General features: G+C 65.0%; 18 protein-coding genes. 11 read left to right on the top strand and 7 right to left on the bottom strand.

The features are described from left to right. Positions 1–151 precede the first annotated feature (151 nt). The 3 genes from N5A92_RS07265 to N5A92_RS07275 are packed head-to-tail and all read left to right on the top strand — an operon-like array spanning position 152 to position 2,182. Positions 152–823, top strand: coding sequence for an amino acid ABC transporter permease (locus tag N5A92_RS07265; RefSeq protein WP_260901344.1), 672 nt, complete (start codon positions 152–154; stop codon positions 821–823). Then, a complete protein-coding gene (locus N5A92_RS07270; protein WP_260901357.1) occupies positions 820–1,479 on the top strand; it encodes an amino acid ABC transporter permease in 660 nt (219 codons plus the stop codon). Before N5A92_RS07265 ends, N5A92_RS07270 begins: the two co-directional genes overlap by 4 nt. Continuing rightward, positions 1,457–2,182 carry an amino acid ABC transporter ATP-binding protein gene (locus tag N5A92_RS07275; protein ID WP_260901358.1) on the top strand — a complete coding sequence of 242 codons (726 nt, stop codon included), beginning with the start codon at positions 1,457–1,459 and terminating at the stop codon, positions 2,180–2,182. The genes N5A92_RS07270 and N5A92_RS07275 overlap by 23 nt, the downstream gene beginning before the upstream one ends. A gap of 6 nt (positions 2,183–2,188) precedes the next feature. Here N5A92_RS07275 and N5A92_RS07280 read toward each other — a convergent pair whose 3' ends face one another. Further along, positions 2,189–3,064, bottom strand: coding sequence for an EamA family transporter (locus N5A92_RS07280; RefSeq protein ID WP_260901360.1), 876 nt, complete (start codon positions 3,062–3,064; stop codon positions 2,189–2,191). Between the two features lie 202 nt (positions 3,065–3,266). Next, positions 3,267–3,473, bottom strand: coding sequence for a hypothetical protein (locus N5A92_RS07285; protein WP_260901362.1), 207 nt, complete (start codon positions 3,471–3,473; stop codon positions 3,267–3,269). Positions 3,474–3,808: 335 nt separating this feature from the next. Between N5A92_RS07285 and N5A92_RS07290 the strand changes: the two genes are divergently transcribed. The 6 genes from N5A92_RS07290 to N5A92_RS07315 all read left to right on the top strand — a co-directional run bounded on the left by N5A92_RS07290 (position 3,809) and on the right by N5A92_RS07315 (position 7,717). Then, positions 3,809–4,291 carry an Lrp/AsnC family transcriptional regulator gene (locus N5A92_RS07290; RefSeq protein WP_260901363.1) on the top strand — a complete coding sequence of 161 codons (483 nt, stop codon included), beginning with the start codon at positions 3,809–3,811 and terminating at the stop codon, positions 4,289–4,291. A 117-nt stretch (positions 4,292–4,408) separates the two neighbouring features. After that, positions 4,409–4,990, top strand: coding sequence for a TetR/AcrR family transcriptional regulator (locus tag N5A92_RS07295; RefSeq protein ID WP_260901365.1), 582 nt, complete (start codon positions 4,409–4,411; stop codon positions 4,988–4,990). 37 nt (positions 4,991–5,027) lie between these two features. Further along, positions 5,028–5,315 carry a YciI family protein gene (locus N5A92_RS07300; RefSeq protein ID WP_260901366.1) on the top strand — a complete coding sequence of 96 codons (288 nt, stop codon included), beginning with the start codon at positions 5,028–5,030 and terminating at the stop codon, positions 5,313–5,315. A 190-nt stretch (positions 5,316–5,505) separates the two neighbouring features. Beyond that, positions 5,506–6,237, top strand: a complete 732-nt coding sequence (locus tag N5A92_RS07305) for a hypothetical protein (protein WP_260901367.1) — start codon at positions 5,506–5,508, stop codon at positions 6,235–6,237. A 182-nt stretch (positions 6,238–6,419) separates the two neighbouring features. After that, the gene (locus N5A92_RS07310) at positions 6,420–7,400 is read left to right on the top strand and encodes a sodium-dependent bicarbonate transport family permease (protein ID WP_260901368.1); all 981 of its coding nucleotides are present in this window, start codon (positions 6,420–6,422) and stop codon (positions 7,398–7,400) included. Positions 7,401–7,405: 5 nt separating this feature from the next. Then, positions 7,406–7,717, top strand: a complete 312-nt coding sequence (locus N5A92_RS07315) for a P-II family nitrogen regulator (protein ID WP_260901370.1) — start codon at positions 7,406–7,408, stop codon at positions 7,715–7,717. Positions 7,718–7,921: 204 nt separating this feature from the next. On the opposite strand, the gene N5A92_RS07320 is transcribed toward N5A92_RS07315, so the two are convergent. From N5A92_RS07320 to N5A92_RS07335, 5 genes are all read right to left on the bottom strand, one after another. Then, positions 7,922–8,212, bottom strand: coding sequence for a hypothetical protein (locus tag N5A92_RS07320; RefSeq protein ID WP_260901373.1), 291 nt, complete (start codon positions 8,210–8,212; stop codon positions 7,922–7,924). A 3-nt stretch (positions 8,213–8,215) separates the two neighbouring features. Then, positions 8,216–9,226 carry a TerC family protein gene (locus N5A92_RS07325; protein WP_260901374.1) on the bottom strand — a complete coding sequence of 337 codons (1,011 nt, stop codon included), beginning with the start codon at positions 9,224–9,226 and terminating at the stop codon, positions 8,216–8,218. Positions 9,227–9,326: 100 nt separating this feature from the next. Continuing rightward, complete coding sequence (locus tag N5A92_RS07330; RefSeq protein ID WP_260901375.1) at positions 9,327–9,572, bottom strand: TFIIB-type zinc ribbon-containing protein; 246 nt, start codon at positions 9,570–9,572, stop codon at positions 9,327–9,329. 351 nt (positions 9,573–9,923) lie between these two features. After that, positions 9,924–10,139, bottom strand: a complete 216-nt coding sequence (locus N5A92_RS27450; RefSeq protein ID WP_425248559.1) for a DUF2239 family protein — start codon at positions 10,137–10,139, stop codon at positions 9,924–9,926. After that, positions 10,136–10,702, bottom strand: coding sequence for a DUF2239 family protein (locus tag N5A92_RS07335; RefSeq protein ID WP_260901376.1), 567 nt, complete (start codon positions 10,700–10,702; stop codon positions 10,136–10,138). The genes N5A92_RS27450 and N5A92_RS07335 overlap by 4 nt, the downstream gene beginning before the upstream one ends. A gap of 132 nt (positions 10,703–10,834) precedes the next feature. Here N5A92_RS07335 and N5A92_RS07340 point away from each other — a divergent pair, with 132 nt between their 5' ends. After that, positions 10,835–11,356 carry a SixA phosphatase family protein gene (locus N5A92_RS07340; RefSeq protein WP_260901378.1) on the top strand — a complete coding sequence of 174 codons (522 nt, stop codon included), beginning with the start codon at positions 10,835–10,837 and terminating at the stop codon, positions 11,354–11,356. Positions 11,357–11,445: 89 nt separating this feature from the next. Beyond that, positions 11,446–14,322: an excinuclease ABC subunit UvrB gene (gene uvrB / locus N5A92_RS07345; RefSeq protein WP_260901380.1), complete on the top strand. Its 2,877-nt coding sequence runs from the start codon at positions 11,446–11,448 to the stop codon at positions 14,320–14,322. The last annotated feature ends 207 nt before the right edge of the window (positions 14,323–14,529 follow it).

The raw sequence follows: 14,529 nt of genomic DNA on the forward strand, positions 1-14,529 counted from the left end.
AGGTGGATCGGCTGAAGGCCGAGACGGTGAGGGGGCGGCGCCGTCGGCTGCCATGTGGGGAGCGGCGATGCGGAGAGGCACCACCGAAGCTCGTCCCCTTCGGGCATGCGCAAATCCCAGTCAAATTCACGTCGCAAAGAGGCCGCCTCCCGTGACCTACGCCTTCAGCTTCTCATGGCTGGCCGAATACTATCCGGTCCTCCTCAAGGGAATCCTCATCACCATCGAGCTGATCGTCGTCGGCGGCCTCTTCGGCGTCGCGCTCGGCACGGCCTGTGCCTGGGCGCGCGCCCTCGGGCCCGCCTGGCTGAAGCCGCTCGTCTCGGCCTATGTCGAGCTCATCCGCAACACACCCTTCCTCATCCAGCTCTTCTTCATCTTCTTCGGCCTGCCGTCGCTCGGAGTGAGGCTCACCGAGCTCGAGGCGGCCAATCTCGCCATGGTCGTCAATCTCGGCGCCTATAGCTGTGAAATTGTCCGCGCCGGCCTCCAGGCCACCCCGCGCGGCCAGTTCGAAGCCGGCGCCAGCCTCGCCATGTCGCCCATCCAGACCTTCCGCTACATCGTGCTCGTGCCGGCGTTTCAGCGCATCTGGCCGGCGCTCTCCTCGCAGGTGGTCATCGTCATGCTCGGCTCGGCGGTCGTCTCGCAGATTGCCGCCGAGGACCTCACCTTCGCCGCCAACTTCATCCAGTCGCGCTCCTTCCGCGCCTTCGAGGCCTATTTCGTCACCACCGCCATCTACCTGGCCCTGGCTATCCTTCTGCGCCAGGTGCTGGCCGGCATCGGCGCCATGATTTTCCCGAGGAGGCCGGCACGATGATCGAGTTCACGATCTGGGACATCCTGCGCAACCTGCTCCTCGCTGCGCGCTGGACCGTCGTCCTCTCCCTCGTCTCCTTCCTCGGCGGCGGCATCGTCGGCGCGCTCCTCCTCTTCCTGCGCATCGGCGGAAACCGTCTGTCGACAGCCTTCACGAAATACTATGTCGAGTTCTTCCAGGGCACGCCGCTCCTGATGCAGCTCTTCCTCGCTTTCTTCGGCCTCGGCCTCTTCGGCATAAACGTGCCGGCGTGGCTCGCCGCCGGAATCGCCCTCATCCTGTGGACGGCCGCCTTCCTCACCGAGATCTGGCGCGGCTCAGTCGAATCCGTCGTCCGCGGGCAGTGGGAGGCGTCGGCCAGTCTCGGCATGGGATACGTGCAGCAGATGCGCTACGTCATCCTGCCGCAGGCGCTCACGGTCGCCATCCCGCCCACCGTCGGCTTTTCTGTCCAGGTGGTGAAGGGCACCGCACTTACCTCCATCATCGGCTTCGTCGAATTGTCCAAGGCCGGCACCGTGGTCACCAACGCCACCTTCCAGCCCTTCACCGTCTACGGCCTCGTCGCCCTCATCTATTTCGCGCTCTGCTGGCCGCTGTCGAAGTCGAGCCAGATCCTGGAGAGGAAGCTCAATGTCGCTCATCGAAATCACTGACGTCCGCAAGAGCTTCGGCCAGACCGAGGTGCTGAAGGGCATCGACCTCGACGTGAAGCCGGGCGAGGTGATCGCCGTCATCGGCAAGAGCGGCTCCGGCAAGTCGACGCTTCTGCGCTGCATCAACGGCCTGGAGACCATCGACGGCGGCTCGATTTCCGTCGCCGGCGCGCAGCTCCTGCCCGACGAGGCGCACCTCAAGGCCCTGCGCCTCAAGGTCGGCATGATCTTCCAGCAGTTCAACCTCTTCCCGCACCTGACGGCCGGCGGCAACGTCATCTTGTCGCAGACGGTGGTGAAGAAGACGCCGAAGCGCGAAGCCGAGGCCATGGCGCGAAAGATGCTGGAGCGCGTCGGCCTCGCCGAAAAATTCGACGCCTATCCGGACGAGCTCTCCGGCGGCCAGCAGCAGCGCGTCGCCATCGCCCGCGCGCTTGCCATGCAGCCCATCGCGCTTCTGTGCGACGAGGTCACCTCCGCCCTCGATCCGGAGCTGGTGGCGGAAGTGCTCGCAGTCGTCCGCGAGCTCGCCGCCGAAGGCATGACCCTCCTCATGGTCACGCACGAGATGAAGTTCGCTCGCGATGTGTGCTCCCGCGTGGTCTTCATGCACCAGGGCCGCGTCCACGAGATCGGCCGGCCCGAAGAGGTTTTCGCCAGGCCGAAGACGCCGGAGCTGAGGCAGTTCCTCGGGGTGCAGTGAGAAGCCTCACCCTGTCCCCGGTGGCCTGTGGATCGCGATGCCGGCCATCACCAGCGCCACGCCGAAGACATCCCGAACCGTCGGCACCTGCGCCAGCACGACCGCCGCGATCACCGTCGCCGTCGCCGGCAGCAGCGCCAGGAACAGCGCGAACGTCGCCCGCGGCAGGCGTGACATGGCGAGCTGGTCGGAGATATACGGGATCACGGACGAGCAAACGCCCACGCCGATGCCCGCCAGCACCAGTTCCACCGTACCGAAGGCGCGTGCGGCCTCGGCGAAGCCGATCGGCATAAGGATCAAGAAGGCGACGGCCATTGCCGCGCCCAGCCGCTCCACCCCGGCGCCGGCACCGCTCCTGGCGGCCGCATGGCCGAGCACGATATAGCCGACGAACAGCGCCCCGTTCAAAGCCGCCCAGAAAAGTCCCAGCGGATCGTTCGCCCACGTCACGTCGATCAGGACGAAGACACCCGTCAGCGCCAGAGCCAGCGCTGCCAGGTTGCGCCGGGTGCGTAGCCCGTAGAGCGCGACGCCGAGCGTGCCGACGAACTCCATCGCCGCCACCAGGCTCATCGGCAGCCGGTCGAGCGCCAGGTAAAAGGCCGTGTTCATCACCGCCAGACAAGCGCCCAGCCCGACAAGCAGCAACCGCGTCCTTGCGTCCACCTCGCGAAAAGTCCGCCACGGCCTCGTGAAGGGCGCGAAGATCAGCGCCGCCGAGGCGATGCGGAACCAGGCAACGCCGAGAACCCCCACCGCCGGAAACAAGAGCACCGCAAACGACGGTCCCAGATAGTGAAAGACGGCGCTGACGCCGAACCAGGCATGCGGCGGAACGGTCTCGGCTGCCCTGTTCAGCGCGCCCGTCGAAGATGGCATCGGGTCAACTCCCTTTGCCATCACTATGAAAGGGCGATGTCCTGGAATGAATATGTTTTGAAAGGGAGGAAGCGGTCTTCCTATCTGGATTACGAGGCCCTAAGGACAAAGCACCTTCGATACGAAGACTGCGTACCCGGCGCCACGGACAAGAAGCCTGCGACGGCACGCGCCACCCGCATGCGCATCAGTGGTGTCGCATCTACCAGTCCATGCCGTGGAAATACTCATCGTCGTCTGGCAGCGGACGGTTGAGCTTTTCCAGCACCCCCTCCAGCAAGGGCAGCGGCACGGAGACCGTCGGAACCCCGGAGGGCGGGTTTGGTTCGCCCATGACCCTCAACAAGGCCACATAGGATAGGTCATAGAGCACGTCGACCGGATCCGCCCCTGCCTGCAAGCGTTCCATTATTTGTAGTGGCGACGGTTCGTTATCGAAGAAGTCCACGCCCAAATTCCATTTTGCTTAGGCCCCCAACCTGAACTAAGCATACGTTCGGTTAAAGGCAAGTAATCGTTTGTGCGGGGCCTTTCCCCGCGCCACCGCGTCACGCGTACCGGACCGGATTGCGGCGAGATGATGGTCGTTCTCCCAGGGCCAGCCCCGCCATTGCCCAAAACGCAAGGACCGACGCCCGCTGGCGCGCCACTTTCTTTGCCATCGATATGTAAGGTCGGTATTCTTGTGCGAATATTATCGAAAGAAGATATCTGTCTTTCTCCCACGAATGTAAGGCTTCTGACATGAAACGCCTTCGATACGAAAATGGCCCGCTCGACAGTACCGACATGAAGCTTCTCGCCGCGCTCGCCGACGACGCGCGAATCAGCACCGCCGCGCTCGCCCGGCAGGTGGGCCTGTCGGCGCCGAGCGTGGCCGAGCGCATCCGCCGGCTGGAGGAGGCCGGCGTGATCACCGGCTATACGGTGGAGATCGATCCCGCCGCCCTCGGCCTGCCTATTGCGGCCTGGCTGCGCATCCGCCCTGTCCCCGGCCAGCTTCCCAAGGTGGCCGAGGTCCTAGCGAGCCTGCCGGAGATCGTAGCGTGCGACCGCGTCACCGGCGAGGACTGCTTCATCGCCCGTGCCACGGTCGCCTCGATGGAGGATCTGGAGCGCCTGATCGACAAGGTGATGCCGTTCGCCATGACCAACTCCTCCATCATCCAGTCCTCCCCCGTCCCCCGCCGTCTGCCGCCGCTGCACCTTCTGGAGGGGCCGCGGTAGGAGGCAAGGCCGCGCCGCTAGGCGAAGGCCGCATCGCCCTTGACGGGTATAGGACGCTCGTCCTAATCTCTAGGTCAAACGTCCTAAACCCATTTCGTCCAACCGGCGGAGCCCAATATGAACGCCGAGACAACCCGCGAGCAGATAATCGAGGCGGCCGACGAACTGTTCTACCGGCAAGGCTACGAGCACACCTCGTTTACGGACATCGCCGAGACGGTGCAGATCTCGCGCGGGAATTTCTACTATCATTTCAAGACCAAGGACGACATCCTTAATGCCGTGATCACTCTGCGTCTGTCCAACACCCGGGAAATGCTTGACCGCTGGGACGCCGAGGGCGCACACCCCGCAGACCGCATCCGCAGCTTCATCCATGTCCTCGTGGCCAACCGCGCGAAGATCATGGCCTATGGCTGCCCCGTCGGCACACTCTGCGCCGAACTGGCCAAGCTCGACCACATCGCGCAAACCGAGGCCAACAAGATCTTCACTCTGTTCCGGGACTGGCTGCGCCGCCAGTTCGCCTTGCTCGGCCTGGAGGCGGAGGCCGACGCCCTGGCGATGCACATCCTCGCCCGCAGCCAGGGCGTGGCCACACTCGCCAACGCCTTTCACGACGAAAGCTTCATCCGCAGCGAGGTCGACCAGATGTGCGCTTGGCTGGAGGCACACACGCAAAAGACCGCCTCACCGTAACCCCGGAAATCCACCCGCAAAACTCAAGGAACCCCCTATGTTCGTCGTCCTGCTCAGATTTTCCAAAAACAAAGCCCAGGCGCCGCAATTCATGGAGGGCCACAAGGCATGGATCCAACGCGGCATCGAAGACGGCGTCTTCCTGGTGGTCGGCAGCCTGCAGCCCAACGCCGGCGGGGCCATCCTCGCCCACGCCACCTCCCTCCCGGAGCTTCAGGCGCGGGTGAACGAGGATCCGTTCGTCGCCGAAAACGTGGTCGGTACGGAGATCCTCGAAATCACCCCCAACCGCACCGACGAGCGGCTGAGCTTTCTCCTGGACTGAGTGCAGCGATATCAGAGGCAGGGCCGGTTCCACGGCGATCAGTCCGCGGCGGCGCAAGGGTGGAAGGCTTCCCTTCCTCTCGTGCACCGGAGCGAGCGAGCAGCGCCATACATTGACAACCAGCCACCGAGGTGTGACAAACTCATGAAGGTTTTATGACACGTCCCTAACAGGGGAACCCGGTGACCCTATGAGTGCCCCGGTTCATAAACTCTCACATAGAGACCTTCCGTTCACCGTCGACATGCTCGCGAAGTGGAAGGAGATATTCGCGATATCTTGCCTTGTTGCCGCACTGCTTGTCGGTGCAAGCTTTGCACAAGACTTGATCCTGAATTACAGAGCAAACGCGGGTTCTTCCGATAAGATATGGCTGCTGGATGTTGATTCCGAGCAGAGCGCGTTCACGTGGCTTTCGATAGTGGCGACATTCGCTGCAGCTTGGCTGCTCTTTCAGGCAGCGGGCGATGCGGCGATGCGCGGTAGCCGCTTCAAGTGGCACTGGTACTTCCTTGCGGCTCTTTTCCTGCTGCTATCGTTCGATGAATTCGCAAGCATTCATGAGAAGATTTCTGCCATTCTGTCATCGAGGGTACAAAACACCGGCCTGATGTATTTCGCCTGGGCAGCGCCGGCCGGCGTCGTCAGTCTGATCGGGCTTGCGGCCTTTATTCCGTTCATCCGATCGTTTCCTCCACGTCTCGCGGTCCTCTTGATACTCTCCGCCGCGGCGTTTCTTTGCGGCGCTGTCGGGCTCGAGATGATCGGCGGCAGTGTCGCGGAAATCGAAGGCATAGAGTCGTTTCGTTTTCGAATGTTGACGAACATGGAGGAGGGCCTCGAGATAGCCGGGGTGCTTATTTTCATCTACGTTTTGCTCGCGTACCTGGAAGGTGCGGAAGCGACACCTCACAGGCGATAAAGGGAATACCTTCATAGCGGCTGCTGCACGATTGGCGCCTTCGTAGAAAACGGGGACAGCGCAGCGATCCTCGAAATCATCCCCGCCGCGTGCACGCGGCTGACCACGAAACACCGGCCCTGGCCGCTTTTCGCGCCTGATGCTCCCGCCTATATTCCCGCGAATCATTTCGAGGGGTGGGCATGGACAGCATCCTGGCGCTGGCGGCGGCCAATCTGGTCTCGCCGATCATTCTCAGCTTCGTGCTCGGGCTGGTGGCAGGCCTTGCCCGATCCGATCTGAGCTTTCCCGAAGCCATTGCAAAGGGGCTTTCCCTCTATCTTCTGTTCGCTATCGGCTTCAAGGGCGGAGCGGGCGTGGCGGCCCATGGCGTCGATGCGCGGCTGGTCGCCGCACTGCTTTCGGGCGTGGCGCTCTCGCTCTTCCTTCCCTTTATCGCCTTCGCCCTGCTGCGCTTCCTCACGCGCGTTTCGGTCACCGATGCGGCGGCGGTCGCCGGTCATTACGGATCGATTTCCATCGTGACGTTCGTTGCCGCAAGCACCCTTCTCACCGGGCGCGGCATCCCAGCCGAGAGCTACATGGTCGCGGTGGCCGCTGCGATGGAGGCGCCCGCCATCCTGTCGGCGCTGTGGCTTGCCGCCAAGCGCGGCGGCGGCACCGAGCAGGTGGGGGCGGAGCTGTGGCGCGAGATCCTGCTCAACGGCTCCATAGTGCTGTTGCTCGGCGCCTTCGTCATCGGCTGGGTCACCGGAGAGGAGGGGCTGGCGGAGATCCAGAGCTTCATCGTCGAGCCCTTCAAGGGCGTCCTGTGCCTCTTCCTGCTCGACATGGGGATAGTGGCGGGCCGGGGCTTGCGCGGCAGCCGCGGTGTCCTGTCGGCGGGGACGGTCGCCTTCGGCATCCTGATGCCGCTCGTCGGCGCCGCGCTCGGCCTTGCAGCCGGCTTGGCGCTGGGGCTGTCGCTCGGCGGCGTGGTGCTCCTCATGGTGCTGGGGGCGTCGGCCTCCTATATCGCCGTGCCGGCGGCCATGCGGGTAGCGCTGCCCGAAGCCAACCCCGCCCTGTCGTTGACGCTGGCGCTGGGGGTCACCTTTCCGTTCAACCTGACGCTCGGCATTCCATTCTATATGATGGCCGCCGCCGCCGTGACGGGGAGCTGAAAGCAATGGAAATGCATAATGCAAAACGCGTGGAGATCATCATCGAAGCCGTTATGGAGCGGCAGCTCACCAACGCGCTGAACGAAGCCGGCGTGACCGGCTACACAATCCTGCCCGTCAGCGGCGGGTCGGGACGCTCGGGCCAGTGGAGCCGCGAAGGGCAGGTGAGCCGGGCCGGCGGCATGGTCGCGGTCATCTGCCTTATCCGCCCCGAACGGCTGGACCCACTGCTCGAAGCCGCCTTCGCCGTCGTCGAGCGGCACATCGGTGTCGTCAGCGTCACCGACACGCAGGTGCTGCGGGCGGAACGGTTCTGACGGACAGGCCGCACCTAATGCAAGATTTCAAGCCGGTTTGATCCGACGGCGTCATTCCGGAAGCCGAAGCGAAACGAAGGCTGTTCGGGACCCATTCCGGAACGTTGAAAAGTCACGCAATGGATCCCGGCCCTCGCTCCGCTCGGCCGGGATGACGCGCCGGGATTGACCTGACCAAATTCATCCCGCTCTAGCGCTCGAAAATCAAAGCACCGCCATGACTATCGCCCAAAGCACGACCGCCACTTCCGCCGTCCGCGCCCAGAGCGGCGGGCCGGCATACCGGGCGGCACTGCGGTAGACGCCCACCACCGCCGCCAGGAGATAGGGCAGGGGAAGAAAGTGGACGGCCAGTGCTGCGGCCGCCGGCATACCGGCAGCCAAAAGTGCCAGCGCGCCTCCCGTGGCAAGCATGCTGGCCAGCGTGCCGTAGAGGAGCGCGTATTTCCAGAACGCCTCACCCAGCGGCAGCCGGCCGGCCCACAGCGCGCGCATCTGCTACTCCGTATCCGCCGGCTTCTCGACGGGCTTCTCCGCCGGGCTGCCCGGCACCCAGCCGGTAGGCAGTGCCTGCGGCTCGGCCGGCGGCGCGCCGCGGGTGCGGATGAGCGAAAGCAGGATCGAGCCGCCGATCAGCACCACGGTAATGAGCAGCGCAAGCTCCGTCGGAACGAACTTGCCGCCGTAGAAGTAGTTGGCGATCATCTTGAAGCCGATCACCACCAGCACAAGCGACAGCGCGTATTTCAGGTAGATGAAGCGCGGCACGATGCCGGCCAGCGCGAAATAGAGCGCCCGCAGCCCCAGGATCGCGAACACGTTGGAGGTGTAGACGATGAAGGGGTCTGTGGTGATGGCGATGATCGCCGGAATGGAATCGACGGCGAAGACGAGATCGGTAAACTCGATCATCACCAGCACGAGGAAAAGCGGTGTGGCGTAGAGCAGTCCGTTCTGGCGCACGAAGAAGTGCTTGCCCTGAAAGGTCTCCGTCAGGCGGAACCGCCCCCGCACCGCCTTCAGCACGACGTTGTTTTCGAGATCCGGCTTCTGGTCGGCCACGATCAGCATCTTGATGCCGGTGACGATGAGGAAGCCGCCGAAGATAAGCGCCATCCAGGCGAACTGGTGGATGAGCTGCACGCCGGCGAAAATCAGTACGCCGCGCATGAAGAGCGCGCCCAGAATGCCCCAGAAGAGTACCCGGTGCTGATACTGCGCGGGCACGGAGAAATAGGTGAAGATCAGGACGATGACGAAGATGTTGTCGACGCTGAGCGACTTCTCGATGAAATAGCCGGTCAGGAAATCGACGCCGTCCTGGCTGCCCCGCAGCCAGAAGAGCCCGGCGCCGAACAAGAGCGCAAGCGCGATGTAGAAGAGGCTCAGCCACAGGGCTTCGCCGACCTTGATCTCGCGTTCCTTACGGTGGAGGACGCCGAGGTCGAAGGCCAGCAGCGCCAGCACGAACAGATTGAACCCGACCCAGAGCCAGATGCTCGATTCCATGATGTTGTTTCCGGTCGATTATCCCGCGCGGGGAAGAAGAAACTGAAGACGGCAAGAAAAAGCCGGCCCTTGGCGGGCCGGCCATCGTCACGTGGTGACGTCAGAAATCGAAGAGTTCGCCGAGCAGCGACTTGCGCTTCTTGTGGCGCGGCTCGTAACCGGATTCGCGGTATTGCGGCCGCGCCTCCTCCTGTCGCGTGGGGCGCTCGGCCGGGCCGGAGCGTTCGATCAGCTTGTCGAGCTCCCCGCGGTCGAGCCACACGCCGCGGCATTTCGGGCAGTAATCGATCTCGATCCCCTGCCGCTCCGTCATCATCAGCTCCGTCTGGTCGATCGGGCACTTCATTTCGTCTCTCCATGCTCTGGCCGTACCGCGGCCATCGGGCTGCGGCTTGAGACCATACTTGGAGGACGACTGTGCTTAGTGAAGGGTCGGCCAACCAGTCAGGTGCACTCATCGCAGCTAACTCGAAGTCCGACATCACAGTGCCTGAGGCACTGCCAGAGGGGCCCGGACCGCTAAAAATTTGGGAGCGCGTCGGGCGCTTTTCAAGCGCGTCAGTGCAGAATTACCGAGGAGCACCTGGGGCGAACTCGCCGCAGATCGATCGTGATCGCCATGGGCCGGTTTTGGACTTGCACAATGCCTCATCGCGGGCTTCGATGCGCAACGGTTTTGATGAGCTTCGGCGATGCGTCAACATTCGAAGAAGCATTCGGAGCGCAGCCGGGTGGGGGCCGTCCGGTCGGCGATGTGACGGCGGAAGCGGTCATCGTCGCCAGCGTAGAGGGCCCGTGACGCCTCCTCGTAGCCGGCAGATCGCCGGCCATCGCCTCCAATCGCGGTGTGATAACCCTGTGCACCCAGCGCCGGTACGCCCCGCGCACAGCGGCCGTCTTCTTTTTCGGTTATGAGGCAAACGCCGGCCCCGCCAGCCGCTCCGCATACCCCCGCACATCATCTGGCCAGTCGGCAATGTGGCGGCGGAAGCGGTCGCTGTCGCTGGCGTAGAGGGCGCGTGACGCTTCCTCGTATCCCGGCAGGTCGCCAGCCATCGCCATCATGAAGCGGTCGGCGGCCGCTTGCGCCTTGCGGGCACCCTCGCGCCCGCTGTCGCTGCCGCGCGCTGCGTCGACCAGCCTGCGCAGCGCCGCCGAGGCGCCGCCGGGCTGCCCGCCGAGCCACTCCCAGTGGCGCGGCAGCAGCGTGACCTCGCGCGCCACCACGCCGAGCTTCGGCCGGCCCGGCGTGCGGGCGGCGGCCGGTGCGTCTTGCCCACCGCCGAGGCGGGCGGCCACCGCCTCCAGGCTGCCCGACAGGTCGAAATCCACCTGCCGCCCAGTCTCGTCGTCGAAGATCAGGACGTTTTCGGCTCGCCCGTCGCGTTTCAGCGCCAGGGCGACTTCCAGCCGCGTCCCCGCCACCACCCGCCGCTCACCTTCGAAAGCCGTATACATGTTTTTGTCCTTTTCCATGGAGCCCCCGCCATCATTTATACCCGGATAAAACAAGCGTCAATATAACCCGGATAGAAAGCTCCGCTGGCGGCCGTGGCCGTTTCGTGCTAGCGCGCTTGCCGGCGGGGGTTGCAACGGCAAGAGGTCTGAATGCGCGAACTCCTTCTTCTGCGCCACGCCAAGTCGGGTTGGGACAATCCGACGCTCGACGATTTCGACCGTCCGCTGGCGGCGCGCGGTGAGGCGGCGGCGGCACTGATGGGCCGCGAAGTGGCCGTACGCGGCTGGGTGCCGGACACCGCGCTCGTGTCGGCGGCGCTGCGCACGCGCCAAACCTGGCGGCTGGCGGCGGTGGAGATGGGCGAGGGGGCGCCGAGCGCGACCCGCGACAAGGCGCTCTACATGGCCTCGGCCGACCGGCTCCTGGCCTTGATCCGCCAAGCGCCGGAAGACTGCCGCCGGCTTCTCCTCCTCGGCCACAATCCCGGTATGGAGGACCTGGCGGTGGGCCTTGCCGGGCCGGGCTCGGACGCGCAGGCGCTTGCCCGCATGCGTGCCAAGTTTCCCACCGCCGCGCTTGCCCGCTTCACCGTGGAGGGGCCGTGGGCGGGCCTCGGCTTCGCCGGTGCGCAGCTCACGCATTTCCTGTGCCCGAGGGATTTCGCCTCCTGACAGCCTTCTGTCAGCAACCCCGCGCCAGGACCGCGCAGCCGCCCGCCACCCCCTTTCCATTTGCGCCGCGAGATTCCATATTCGCCCTCATGGCCAATTCCCCGAATAAGAACCGTGGCGGCTTCGCTGAAAAGCCCCAGCCGCCGCTTTCCGGCGCGCCGCTGTCAGGCTCCGTCGCCGACTGGGCCGAGGAGATCGAGCGAGAGGCGGATCAGCCGATGAAGCCGAAGAAGAAGATCCCCGAGCGCTCCGCCGCGCCCGGCAAGACGGCGCGCGGCACCTCCATGGGTGGCGCGGCGTCGGCCAAGGAGCGCGCCGCCGCCGGCCTCAATCCCGTCGCCGGCCTCGACGTCAGCCTCGAGGAGGCGGAGGGCCTGTCGTCGGCAGGCGTCACCGCCACCGTCGCCGCACTCTCGAAGCTTATCGAGGGCGGCGACCCGAACCTGAGGAGTGCCTGGACCCCGCACCGCCCGCCGCGCCCGGACAAGTCTGAGGGCGGCATCTCGCTGAAGATGGCGACAGAGTTCTCGCCCTCCGGCGACCAACCGACGGCCATCCGCGACCTCGTCGAAGGTGCCAACCAAAACGACCGCACTCAGGTCCTCCTCGGCGTCACGGGCTCCGGTAAGACCTTCACCATGGCCAAAGTCATCGAGGAGACGCAGCGCCCGGCGCTTATCCTCGCCCCCAACAAGACGCTCGCCGCCCAGCTCTATGGCGAGTTCAAGTCCTTCTTCCCCGACAACGCGGTCGAGTACTTCGTCTCCTATTACGACTACTACCAGCCGGAGGCCTACGTCCCACGCTCGGACACCTACATCGAGAAGGAATCCTCCATCAACGAGCAGATCGACCGCATGCGCCACTCGGCCACGCGCTCGCTGCTCGAGCGCGACGACGTCATCATCGTCGCTTCCGTCTCCTGCATCTACGGTATCGGCTCCGTCGAGACCTATACCGCCATGACCTTCCAGATGCAGATCGGCGACCGTCTCGACCAGCGCCAGCTCCTCGCCGACCTCGTCGCCCAGCAGTACAAGCGCCAGGACCTCAACTTCGTGCGCGGCTCCTTCCGCGTGCGCGGCGACACGATCGAGATATTCCCCGCCCACCTCGAGGACCGCGCCTGGCGCATCTCGCTCTTCGGCGACGAGATCGAGTCCATCACCGAGTTCGACCCGCTTACGGGCAAGAAGACCGACGACCTCAAATCGGTCAAGATCTACGCCAACTCGCACTACGTCACCCCGCGCCCGACCCTCAACCAGGCCATCAAGGGCATCAAGGCGGAGATGAAGCAGCGCCTTGTTGAGCTCGAAAAGGCCGGCCGCCTGCTCGAGGCGCAGCGCCTCGAACAGCGCACCCGCTTCGACCTCGAGATGCTGGAGGCCACCGGCTCCTGCGCCGGCATCGAGAACTATTCGCGCTATCTCACCGGCCGCGCCCCCGGCGAGCCGCCGCCCACCCTCTTCGAATACGTGCCGGACAACGCGCTGGTCTTCGTCGACGAGTCCCACGTCACCATCCCGCAGATCGGCGGCATGTACCGGGGCGACTTCCGCCGCAAGGCAACGCTCGCCGAATACGGCTTCCGCCTGCCGTCCTGCATGGACAACCGCCCCCTGCGCTTCGAGGAGTGGGACGCCATGCGCCCGCCCACGGTCTGCGTCTCCGCCACCCCCGGCGGCTGGGAGATGGAGCAGGCGGGCGGCGTCTTCGCCGAGCAGGTGATCCGCCCCACCGGCCTCATCGACCCGCCCGTCGAGGTGCGTCCGGCCACGACCCAGGTCGACGACGTCGTCGGCGAGATCCGCGCCACCACGGCCGCCGGCTACCGCACCCTCGTCACCGTGCTCACCAAGCGCATGGCCGAGGACCTGACGGAATATCTGCACGAGCAGGGCATCCGCGTGCGCTACATGCATTCCGACATCGACACGCTGGAGCGCATCGAGATCATCCGCGACCTGCGGCTGGGCACCTTCGACGTCCTGGTCGGCATCAACCTCCTGCGCGAGGGCCTCGACATCCCCGAATGCGGCATGGTCGCCATCCTCGACGCCGACAAGGAAGGGTTCCTGCGCTCCGAGACCTCGCTGATCCAGACCATCGGCCGCGCCGCGCGCAACGTCGACGGCCGCGTCATCCTCTACGCCGACAATGTCACCGGCTCCATGGACCGCGCCATGGCCGAAACCGGCCGCCGCCGCGAAAAGCAGCTCGAATACAACACCGCCCACGGCATCACGCCTGAATCCATCAAGAAGAACATCGGCGACATCCTCGGCTCCGTCTACGAGCGCGACCATGTGCGCGCCGACATCGCCGGCGCCAAGGGCGAGGACTTGAACAACCTCGTCGGCAACAACCTGGCCGCCCACCTCGAGCACCTCGAAAAATCCATGCGCGACGCGGCCGCCGACCTCGACTTCGAGGAAGCCGCCCGCCTGCGCGACGAGATCAAGCGCCTCAAGGAAACCGAACTCGCCATCCTCGACGACCCGCTTTCGCGCGACATCGGCGTGGAGAACACCCAAAAGAGCAGACGCGACGCCGCGCGCAAGGGAAGGGCGGCGAGACAATCACAGAGCGCGGCTCCCTCCCCCTCGAGGGGAGGGCAGTCCCGCGAAGCCGGGCAGGATGGGGACCCCGCGGCCGCGCGCGAGGCCAACAAACCCCTCTTCGCCAAGCCCGACCTGGACGACATGGGCCGCTCTGGCGCCTACGCGGTCCCGGCCGGCAAGGACAAGTCGCTCTTCCGCAAGAACACCCTCGACGAAATGACCGTCGGCCGCACCGAAAAGCCCGTCGGCGGCAAGACCCCGCGCGCCAAGCCCGGCACCAATGCCCCTCATGGTGAGCTTGACGAACCACGCAACAAGCCCGGCGCCGGCTCCTACGAGGATCCTGCCGACGAGCGCGAACGCCGCCGCCGGCCGAAGAAGACGGGCCGGCCGGGGCGCTGACTTCGTGCGGTATTGCTAGGTGGATATCATCCTTCTGCCGCCGTCGCCGCCGGCGTGTCGATTGGTCTGTCGGGACGCTCCTTTGTGAACCGGCAAAGAAGAGGAGTAAGCGAACCGCTAACCTCCGCCGTCATCCCGGAAGCCGGAACAATGCGGAGGCTGTTCGCGACCCATTCCGTGACTTGGCCACGTTCCGGAATGGATCCC

The organism is Chelativorans salis (assembly GCF_025336525.1).
GTDB lineage: Bacteria > Pseudomonadota > Alphaproteobacteria > Rhizobiales > Rhizobiaceae > Chelativorans > Chelativorans salis.